9 protein-coding genes are annotated in these 10146 nt (G+C 64.5%); all 9 read left to right on the forward strand.

Annotated elements, in window-relative coordinates:
- Window positions 1-34 precede the first annotated feature (34 nt).
- The 9 genes from dnaK (at window position 35) to JX325_RS02040 (ending at window position 9977) form a co-directional block, all read left to right on the forward strand.
- Window positions 35-1870, forward strand: coding sequence for a molecular chaperone DnaK (gene dnaK, locus JX325_RS02000; protein WP_204789508.1), 1836 nt, complete (start codon window positions 35-37; stop codon window positions 1868-1870).
- A gap of 160 nt (window positions 1871-2030) precedes the next feature.
- Window positions 2031-3167: a molecular chaperone DnaJ gene (gene dnaJ / locus JX325_RS02005; RefSeq protein ID WP_204789509.1), complete on the forward strand. Its 1137-nt coding sequence runs from the start codon at window positions 2031-2033 to the stop codon at window positions 3165-3167.
- A gap of 8 nt (window positions 3168-3175) precedes the next feature.
- Entirely contained in the window at window positions 3176-3988 is an 813-nt protein-coding gene (locus tag JX325_RS02010; RefSeq protein WP_204789510.1) for a histidinol-phosphatase HisJ family protein, read from the forward strand.
- 100 nt (window positions 3989-4088) lie between these two features.
- Entirely contained in the window at window positions 4089-4526 is a 438-nt protein-coding gene (rpiB, locus tag JX325_RS02015) for a ribose 5-phosphate isomerase B (protein ID WP_204789511.1), read from the forward strand.
- Between the two features lie 54 nt (window positions 4527-4580).
- Window positions 4581-5645: a putative glycoside hydrolase gene (locus JX325_RS02020; protein WP_204789512.1), complete on the forward strand. Its 1065-nt coding sequence runs from the start codon at window positions 4581-4583 to the stop codon at window positions 5643-5645.
- Window positions 5646-5734: 89 nt separating this feature from the next.
- Window positions 5735-7999, forward strand: coding sequence for a DNA internalization-related competence protein ComEC/Rec2 (locus JX325_RS02025; protein WP_204789513.1), 2265 nt, complete (start codon window positions 5735-5737; stop codon window positions 7997-7999).
- Window positions 7992-9047: a DNA polymerase III subunit delta gene (gene holA / locus JX325_RS02030; protein ID WP_204789514.1), complete on the forward strand. Its 1056-nt coding sequence runs from the start codon at window positions 7992-7994 to the stop codon at window positions 9045-9047. The genes JX325_RS02025 and holA overlap by 8 nt, the downstream gene beginning before the upstream one ends.
- A 4-nt stretch (window positions 9048-9051) precedes the next feature.
- Window positions 9052-9657, forward strand: a complete 606-nt coding sequence (locus JX325_RS02035) for a toprim domain-containing protein (RefSeq protein ID WP_204789515.1) — start codon at window positions 9052-9054, stop codon at window positions 9655-9657.
- Between the two features lie 95 nt (window positions 9658-9752).
- Window positions 9753-9977 carry a DUF6514 family protein gene (locus JX325_RS02040; RefSeq protein WP_243413871.1) on the forward strand — a complete coding sequence of 75 codons (225 nt, stop codon included), beginning with the start codon at window positions 9753-9755 and terminating at the stop codon, window positions 9975-9977.
- Window positions 9978-10146: the final 169 nt, after the last annotated feature.

Below are 10146 nucleotides of genomic sequence, written 5' to 3' on the forward strand. Positions count from 1 at the left end.
ATAACATTTTCATATAATTCAGGAGGCAGTCATTATGTCTAAAGTAATCGGTATCGATTTGGGGACCACCAACTCCTGCGTGGCGGTGATGGAGGGCGGCGAGGCCGTCGTCATCGCCAACGCCGAGGGAAACCGGACCACCCCCTCCGTCGTCGCCTTTTCCAANACCGGCGAGCGCATGGTGGGCCAGGTGGCGAAGCGCCAGGCCATCACGAACCCCGACCGGACCATTTCCTCCATCAAGCGGGAGATGGGCTCCGACCACAAGGTGGCCATTGACGGGAAGAACTACACCCCCCAGGAGATCAGCGCCATGATCCTCCAGAAGCTGAAGGCGGACGCCGAGGCCTATCTGGGCGGCGCCGTCACCGAGGCGGTCATCACCGTCCCCGCCTACTTCACCGACTCCCAGCGCCAGGCCACCAAGGACGCGGGCAAAATCGCGGGCCTGGACGTCAAGCGCATTATCAACGAGCCCACCGCCGCGGCCCTGGCCTACGGCGTGGACNAAGAGCAGACCCAGAAGATCATGGTCTACGACCTGGGCGGCGGCACCTTCGACGTCAGCATCCTGGACATCGACGACGGAGTCATCGAGGNCCTGGCCNCGGCGGGCAACAACCGCCTGGGCGGCGACGACTTCGACGAGTGCGTCATGAAGTGGCTGGTGGCGGAGTTCAAGCGCAGCGACGGCGTGGACCTCTCCAATGACAAGGTTGCCATGCAGCGCCTCAAGNNGGCCGCCGAAAAGGCCAAAATCGAGCTCTCCGGCGTCACCACCTCCAACATCAACCTGCCCTATATCACCGCCGACGCCAGCGGCCCCAAGCACCTGGACATCACCCTGTCCCGGGCGAAGTTCAACGAGCTCACCGCCCACCTGGTGGACGCCACCATGGGCCCCGTGCGCCAGGCCATGAGCGACGCGGGCCTTAAGCCCTCCGACCTTTCCAAGGTTTTGCTTGTGGGCGGCTCCAGCCGCATTCCCGCCGTCCAGGANGCGGTGAAGGGCTTCACCGGCTCCGACCCCTTCAAGGGCATNAACCCCGACGAATGCGTGGCCATGGGCGCGNCGCTCCAGGCGGGCGTCCTCACCGGCGACGTGAANGGCCTTTTGCTGCTNGACGTGACCCCGCTGTCTCTTGGCATCGAGACTTACGGCGGCGTGTGCACCAAGCTCATCGAGCGGAACACCACCATCCCCGTGAAAAAGAGCCAGGTCTTCTCCACCGCCGCCGACAACCAGACCAGCGTGGAGGTCAACGTCCTCCAGGGTGAGCGGGAGATGGCCGCCGCCAACAAGTCCCTGGGCCGCTTCCACCTGGACGGCATCGCCCCGGCCCGCCGCGGCGTGCCCCAGATTGAGGTTACCTTCGACATCGACGCCAACGGAATCGTGAACGTCTCCGCCAAAGACCTGGGCACCGGAACGGAGCAACACATCACCATCACCTCCTCCTCCAACATGAGCAAAGACGACATCGAAAAAGCGGTCAAGGAGGCGGAGCAGTACGCCGCCCAGGACAAGAAGCTCAAGGAGGAAGTGGAGACCCGGAACCAGGCGGACCAGATGGTCTACCAGTGCGAGAAGACCCTGGCGGACATGGGCGATAAAATCCCCGCCGACGACAAGGGCAAGGTCCAGGGGGCCCTCGACAAGCTGAAAGAGACCCTGAAGGGCCAGGATACCGCCGCTATCAAGGCGGATACGGAGGCCCTCCAGCAGGCGTTCTACGCCGTCAGCGAAAAGCTGTACCAGCAGGCCAATCCCCAGGGCGCCCAGCCCGGCGGAGATCCCGGAGCCGCCCAGGAGGGCCAGTACTACGACGCGGACTACAAGGTCGTGGACGACGACGAGCAGAANAAATAAAATTGGGATTACGCGGGGCCGCTGAAAGGCGGCTCCGCTTCCCCCTGTTAATTACCCGGCCTGAGGCACAGAGGGGCCGGGACGGAGAGGAGGAGCAAGGAAGCGGGCGCGGCCTTCGCGGCTAGGCGAAGGCGGGGCCCGGCGGACTTTGCAACGACGAATGGCTGAGCAAAAGCGAGACTATTACGAGGTCCTGGGCGTGTCCAAGGGCGCGTCGGACGACGAGATTAAAAAGGCGTACAAAAAGCTGGCCCGGAAGTACCACCCGGACTTGAACCCGGACAATAAGGAGGCCGAGGAAAAATTCAAGGAGGCTAACGAGGCCTATGAGATTCTCTCGGACAAGGAAAAACGGAGCCGGTACGACCAGTTCGGCCACGCCGGTGTGGACCCCAACTTCGGGGCGGGCGGCGGCTTTGACGGAGGCTTCGACTTCGGGGATCTGGGAGACATTTTCGGCAGCTTTTTCGGCGGCGGCTTCGGCGGCGGGCGGCGGACGAATCCCAACGCCCCCCAGCGGGGGGAGAGCCTCCGCATGTCCTTGATCCTCAGCTTTGAGGAGGCGGCCTTCGGCTGCGAAAAGGCCGTCACCGTGGAGCGGCTGGAGCCCTGCGGCGCGTGCCAGGGCAGCGGCTGCGCCGAGGGCACCACCCCGGAGGTTTGCCCGGACTGCCACGGCACCGGCACGGTCCAGGTCCGGCGGCAGACGCCCATGGGGGTCTTTGCCACCTCCTCCCCCTGCTCCCGCTGCGGCGGCAAGGGGAAAATCATCCACCAGCCCTGCAGGGAATGCCGGGGAGCGGGAGCCGTGCGGAAGCGGAAGACCATCCAGGCCAGCATCCCGGCGGGCATCGACAACGGGCAGACCATCTCCATCCGGGGCCAGGGCAACGCCGGGAAGAACGGCGGCCCCGCCGGGGACCTGCTCATCACCATCACCGTCCGGCCCCACGAGATTTTCCGCCGGGAGGGCACCTCCGTTCTCTGCGAGGCCCCCATCACCTTCGCCCAGGCGGTCTTAGGCGCGGATCTGGAGATTCCCACCATCGACGGCAAGGTGAAATACGACCTGCCCGAGGGGACCCAAAGCGGCTCGACCTTCCGCCTTAAGGGCAAGGGCATCCCCTCCATCAACGGGCGGGGCCGGGGGGACCAGTATGTCACCGTCTACATCGAGACTCCCCGGAATTTGACGAAAGAACAGAAAGAAGCCCTGCGGAAATTCGCCGAGACCATGGGCGACGAGAACTACGAGGAGCGGAAGGGCTTCTTCGGCAAGGGCAAGAAAAAGAGGTGAGCCAAACCATGTATCTGGCGGATTACCATGTCCACTCCCGGATTTCTCCGGACGGCAGGGATTCCATGACCGCTCTGGCGGAGGCCGCCGTCGAGGCGGGGCTGAACGAGCTTTGCTTCACCGACCATGTGGAGCCCATCGTCTGGGCCAGCACGGNCCTTCGGGGGCCCTANGACTGGTCCGCCCTGACGGCGGAATTTGAAGCGGCTCAAGCCGCCATGGGGGAGCGGATCAAGCTGCGCCTGGGCATCGAGCTGGGAGACGCCTGCTGGAACTTCACCCACACGGAGAAGCTGCTGGCGGNCGCGCCGCCTTTCGATTTTGTGATCGGCNCTGTCCACATGCTCTCAAAGCGCTATCAGGGATTGGACCTCTACTATTTCGACCCCAAGACAGAGGAGGAGGCCTATGACGGCATTGCCGACTACCTGGGCCAGGTGAAGGCCATGGCAGAGTGGGGGAAGTTCGACGTGCTGGGCCATCTGACGCTGCCCCTGCGCTATCTCAACGAGAATCGGGGCTGGAATCTGAGCATGGAGCGCTTTGGCGGGGAGATCACGGAAATCTTCTCTATTTTGAAGCGGAAGGAAATTGGCCTTGAGCTGAACACCAACCGGGGCGGTACGCCCCTGCCGGACGGGATNTGGCTGCGGCTGTATGAGGATATGGCGGCGGACCCCATCGTCACCCTGGGCACCGACGCCCACTCCGCCAAATTTGTGGGCTGCGCCGTCCGGGAGCGGCAGGCGCTTTTGCGGGACTGCGGCTTTGAGAGCTTTTGCACCTTTGAGGGGCGGAAGCCCATCCGACACGCATTGTAACGGAAAAGAACAAATTTACGGTCGAAAATAATATTGATTTTTTGGAAAATCTGGAGTACAATATAAGCCACAAAATTTGAATGCACGGGGGAATACTACCATGAAGATCGCGCTGGGCTGCGACCACGGCGGCTATGATTTGAAGCAGCATGTCATCAAGGTCCTGGAGGGGCTGGGCCATGAGATCGAGGACTTTGGCTGCCACTCCAAGGAAAGCTGCGACTACCCCGACTTCGGAGCCGCCGCCGCCCGGGCCGTGGCGGAGGGGAGCTGCGACCGGGGCATTGTGATCTGCACCACCGGTATCGGCATCTCCATCACCGCCAACAAAGTGAAGGGCGTCCGCTGCGCCCACTGCGCCGACTGCCTCCAGGCGGAGATGACCCGCCGGCACAACGACGCCAATATGATGGCCATCGGCGCGGGCTTCACCGGGCCCAATATGGCCGAGCGGATGGTGGAGGTCTTCCTTTCCACCGAGTTTGAGGGGGGCCGCCATGCCCGCCGGGTGGAGAAGATGATGGCCCTGGAGGGCTGAGCTTCCCCCAATAAAAAACGACGGGAGCGCCGCTCCTGAAAAGAGGTGACGCGCATGGTGGGAACCAAGGGCTACAGCAGCTACCGGGGGCGGGGGCCCAAGTGGAAAATTTTGCTGGCAATTCTGCTGGTGCTGGTGATCGCGGTGGCCGCCAGCGTCATCTATTTGCAGCAGTTCCTGGTCTATGGCGCCGACGGCAGCCGCCAAATCCGCCTGCCCTGGCAGACGGAGGAGAAGGCCCCCCCGCCGGACGGGGAGGGCGAGGCCCCGGAGCACCAACCCGACGTGGACGTGGTGGTCCAGGAGCCGGAGGACCAGGGCCCCAAGGAGACGGCGGCCTTTTCCCTTCCGGCCCAGGCGCTGACACAGGCCCTGTGGCAGGAGACGGAGAAGCCTTCGGGGGNCAACGNCGTGGCCGTCCGCCTGAATACCTCCAACGGCANGGTTTACTTCAACGCGGCCAACGCCGTTTCCGGCGCGGTGGAAACCGAGATGGACACCGCCGCCGNCCTGGCCGCGGTTACGGCCCAGGAGGGGCTGCACACCATCGCCAGCGTGGCCTGCCTCCAGGACTTCAAGGCGGCCAACGCCGACGTGGAGGGCCGGGGCCTGAAAAACACCGGCGGCTATATCTTCTACGACGGGAACAACAGCCTCTGGCTGGACCCCGCCAAGCCCGGGACCCGGGAGTACGTCTGCGCCCTGGCGAAGGAGATCGCGGAGCTGGGCTTTGATGAGCTGCTGCTGACGGATTTCAGCTATCCCACCGTGGGGAAAATCAATAAGATTCATTACAACACCGACGTGCCCCTGGCCAATAACCTGGACCTGCTCCTCAGCGATCTGAACACGGCCCTGGAGTCCTATGACATTCTCCTGTCCGTGGAGGTGCCGGAGGCCGTTATCGCCGAGGGTCCCGACACAGTGGCCGGGCTGGACCTGAACCGCCTGGTGAGCCGGGTGGACCGCGTCTACGCCGTCACCACGCCGGAGAAGGCGGAGACCCTCTCCAATCTGGTCGCCCAGGCGGCGGGGGCGGAGGGCAAGACGGAATTCGTCCCGGAGCTGACGGCGGACAGTCCCGCGNTGACGGGCANCCGCCTGATCCTGGCGGAGTAACGAAGCACCCTGTAAAAAGAGAACNGCTCCCGGAGGGAAACCCCTCCGGGAGTTTTTGGCTTAGAGAAAGAGACAGAGGAGGGCGGGCCATGAGACGGCTGGCGGCGTTTGCCGGGGGCTTTTCCTTGGGCGTGTTTCTGGCCCAGTATCTTCTCCGGGGCGGCTGGATACTGGCGGGTGCCGGGTTGGCGCTGGCGCTGGGCTTCTTGTCGAAGCTCCTGCCCTGGGAATGGCGGCGGCGGGGCGTGATCCTCTGTGCCGCCCTGGCTCTGGGCCTGGGCTGGAGCTGGCTCTACGCCCGCCAGGTCCAGAGGCCCGCCCAGGAAATGGCGGGGCGGAGGTCGGACTTCACCGCCACCCTCTGCGGCTACGCCGAGGAAACGGATTTCGGCGCCCGGGCGGAGGTCCGCGTGGAGGGCGTCCCCGGCAAGGCGGTGCTCTACGCCGGGGAGGAACTGCTGGACCTGGCGGTCGGCCAGACCGTAGCCGGACAGGCCAGGTTCAACGACGCCGCCCGAGTCCGGGATGAGGATATTACCGCCTTTACCTCCAAAGGCGTTTTTCTCCTGGCCTATGCCCGGGGGAATCTGGAGGCCGGGGAGGGGACCCGGAACAGTCCCCGCTGGCTTCCCGCCCGGATGGGCCGGGCCATGAGGGAACGCATCCAGGTCCTTTTCCCAGGGGATGCCGCCGGATTCCTGACGGCCGTTTTGACCGGCGACCGGGGCGGGATCTCGGAAAAGGCCGACACGGCCCTCGCCGAGGCGGGGCTGAACCACATCCTGGCGGTGTCCGGTATGCACTGCGGCTTTCTCATGGCCCTGGCGGGCTTCCTGCTGCAAAGCCGGAAGCTCGAGGCCCTGCTGGGCATCCCGCTGCTGGCGTTTTACGCCGTCCTCACCGGCGGAAGCCCCTCGGTGCTCCGGGCCTGCNTNATGCTGTCCCNGCCCCTGCNGGCCATCCTGNCCCGCCGGGAGAGCGACGGGCCCACGTCCCTGCTGGCGGCCCTGTTTTTGATCCTGCTGGCGAATCCCTTTGCCGCCGCCTCCGTCAGCTTGCAGCTGTCCTTCGCCGCCATGGCGGGCATCCTCTGGCTGACGCCGAGGCTCCGCAAGGGCCTGGTTGGAGAGAAGAAACGGGGGAAAACCTGGGGANGGATCTTCCACTTCCTGGCCCTCTCCTTTTCCGCCTCTATGGGAGCCATGGTGTTTACCGTGCCGCTGACGGCGTACTACTTTGGCGCTTTGGTGCTGATTGCCCCTTTGAGCAGCGCCCTCTGCCTCTGGGCGGCTGCCTGGGCCTTCAGCTTCGGGCTGTTGTCGGTGTTTGTCAGCTTTTTCTACCCGCCCCTGGGAGCGCTGCTGGCTCTCCCGGCCCGGCTGGCGGCGGAGTACATCCTCCTGACCGCCGGGCTGCTTTCGAGGATTCCCTGCCACGCCGTCTATACCGCGAACCCCTATTTGAAATACTGGATTGTGTACGCCTACTGCCTCTTCGCCGCCGCGTATCTGGCCCGGCGAACGGGGAGGAGGAAGTACGTTCTGGCCTCCGCTCTGGCGGCGCTGACCCTGGCTTTGACCCTCCGGCTGGGGGCGGCTCGGTATGGGAGCGACCTGGACGCCCTGGTTTTGGACGTGGGCCAGGGGCAGAGCGTGGTGCTGGCCTCCGAAGGGACCTTCGCCCTGGTGGACTGCGGCAGCGCCAACAGCTGGAAGGGCCCCGGTGCGGCCGCCGCCCGGCAGCTGGCGGCCATGGGCTGCGAACGCCTGGATTACCTGCTCCTCACCCACTATGACAAGGATCATGTGTCCGGTGTGACGGGCCTTCTGGACCGGCTGGATGTGGACACGCTGCTGCTTCCCGAGGGGGAGGACGGCGCGGGGCCCCAAGAGGCGGTCCTCTCCGCCGCCGGAGCGCACGGCGCCGCCGTCCGGTTTATTACGGCGGAGGAGCGCCTGGACTTCGGCCGGGGCACGCTGACGGTCTACCCGCCTGTGGGGGACGCCGGGGACAACGAGCGGGGCCTGTCCGTCCTGGCCTCCGCCGGGGGGAATGACCTTCTCATCACCGGCGACATGGACGCCGCCACGGAGAAAAAGCTGCTGGAGACGTTCGATTTGCCGGACATTGAGGCCCTGGTGGCGGGGCACCACGGCTCCAAATACGCCACGTCCCAGGCGCTGCTGGACGCCGTAAGGCCAGAGACGGCCTGTATCAGCGTGGGGTCCAACTCCTACGGACACCCCACGGAGGAGACCCTGCTCCGTCTGGCCCGGCAGGGCTGCGGCATCTACCGGACGGACCTGCACGGGACCATCCATCTCTCTTGGAACCAGGAGGAAAGCCATGGCTGAAAAAAAGAAGGCCCCCCGAAAGGGAGCGGCCCTGCAAAAATTCAAGGAGGACCTCTCCGCCGGGACCATCGGCGCCGCCTACGTTTTCTATGGCGAGGAGAGCTACCTCCGGGAGTACTATCTGGGGGAGCTGCNGAAGAAGCNGGTNCCGNCGGGNTTTGAGACCTTCAACTACCACGCCCTGGAGGGGAAGGACCTGACGGCCCAGATTCTGACGGAGACGGCGGAGGCCATGCCCATGATGGCGGAGCGGACCTTGACGGTGGTAACGGACTGGGACCTCTTCAAGCTGGGGGAGGACCAGCGGGAAAAGCTCATCGCCCTGCTGGAGGATCTGCCGCCTTACGGCTGCATCGTCTTTGTTTACGACACCCTGGAGTACAAGCCCAACCGGACCATGAAAAAGCTCTGCAAGGCCTTGGAGTCCTATGTGGAGGCGGTGGAGTGCCCGGCCGCCTCCAGCGCGGACCTGATCCCCTGGATTTCCCGGCGCTTCAAGGCCCTGGGAAAGGAGATCGACCGGGCTGCGGCGGAGTACCTGATCTTCACCTGCGGNGCCCTGATGACGGGNCTGGTGACGNAGATTGAGAAGATTGCCGCCTATGCCANGGGCAAAACCGTCACCCAGGCGGANATCGACGCCNTGGCGGACCCGGTGCTGTCGGCGGAGGTCTTTAAGCTGTCCGACGCGGTGCTCCAGGGGCGCTATGACCAGGCGGCTTCCATCCTGGGGGANCTGGTNAAAATGCAGACGGAGCCCATCATGATCCTGGCGGCCCTTGGAAGCCAGCTCCGGCGCATCTGGACCGCCCGGCTGGCCCTGGACAGCGGCAGGGACCGCTATTGGCTGATGGAGCTGTGGGGCATGAAGTCCGACTACCCCGCCAAGCTCCTCTTGAACGCCGCTCGGAGGACCACGGCGGAGTGGTGCGCCCAGGCGGTGCGGAGGTGCCAGGAGCTGGACCGCCGGATGAAGAGCGAGCGGGGCGTGGACAGCGCCGGGGAATTGAAGCTGCTGCTGGTTTGGCTGGCGGCGGAGAGGAGCTGAGGAAATGGAGCGCGTCCGGGAAGTCATTGTGGTGGAGGGCCGCTACGACAAGAATACCGTCTCCCAGGTGGTGGACGCCACGGTGGTCACCTTGGGCGGGTTCGCCGTGTTCAACGACAAGGAGAAGCTGGCCTTTCTCCGCCGCCTGGCGGAGAAGCGGGGCCTCATCATCCTGACGGACAGCGACGGGGCGGGCTTCCTCCTGCGGAATTATCTGAAGGGGGCCCTGCCCAGGGACCGGGTGAAGCAGGCCTACATCCCCGACGTGAAGGGCAAAGAGCGCCGGAAGCGCCGGGGCGGCAAGGAGGGGAAATTAGGCGTGGAGGGTATGTCCCCCACGGTGCTGCTGGAGGCGCTGCGCCGCTGCGGGGCCACGTTTGAGGACAGGCCGCCCCCGGAGCGGCGGGAGGCCGTCACCAAAGCGGACTTGGTCGCCCTGGGCCTCAGCGGGGCAGAGGGCAGCGCGGAAAAGCGCCGCCTGCTTTTGAAGCGTTTGGACCTGCCGGAGCACCTCACGGCCAACGGCATGCTGGAAGCTTTGAATCTCCTGTTCGGCCGGGAGGAGCTGGAGGCGCTTCTTGCGGAAGAGCGGGGCTTCGACAAAGTTTGACAGGCTTTACGGGATGCCTGTGTTATGCTGGAAGCAGAAAACGCCCGCGGCGTTTGGAAGAGGCGCGGGCCGGAGGAGGGAGCGGATTGCGCAAGATGCTGGTAGGAGAGGTCCCATGCCTGTCGTCACAGGCGCGCTATTATCTGCTGGAGGAGGCCGGGAATTTCGGCGTCCAGATTGAGCTGGAGGGAGAAGAGGCGTCGGTGAGGGATCTCAGCCCCTCCCGGCAGAAGGTCCAGGATTTGGCGGAGGCGCTGGTCCGGGGCACCGTAACGCCGGTGGGCCTGCGGGATGTGGTGGACGACTGGCTGCTGGAATAAGAGGGCAACATTTACAAGGACTATATGCAAAGAACAGCCCGTGACCGTTGAATAGCAATGGTCACGGGCTGTTCTTGATTTAATTTTCCCTTAGAAGCTGTACCAATAGGCTAAAACCGCTTGAGTAAAGTGCTGAAAGCAGCAATGGTGCAAACAGCTTGTGCAGAAC

This window comes from Oscillibacter sp. CU971, assembly GCF_905219725.1.
Classification (GTDB): domain Bacteria; phylum Bacillota; class Clostridia; order Oscillospirales; family Oscillospiraceae; genus Oscillibacter.

Excerpts from the sequence above, each read along its gene's own strand:
- dnaJ (WP_204789509.1), top strand. The coding sequence starts at position 2,031 with ATGGCTGAGCAAAAGCGAGACTATTACGAGGTCCTGGGCGTGTCCAAG.
- rpiB (WP_204789511.1), top strand. The coding sequence starts at position 4,089 with ATGAAGATCGCGCTGGGCTGCGACCACGGCGGCTATGATTTGAAGCAG.
- JX325_RS02035 (WP_204789515.1), top strand. The coding sequence starts at position 9,052 with ATGGAGCGCGTCCGGGAAGTCATTGTGGTGGAGGGCCGCTACGACAAG.
- JX325_RS02040 (WP_243413871.1), top strand. The coding sequence starts at position 9,753 with ATGCTGGTAGGAGAGGTCCCATGCCTGTCGTCACAGGCGCGCTATTAT.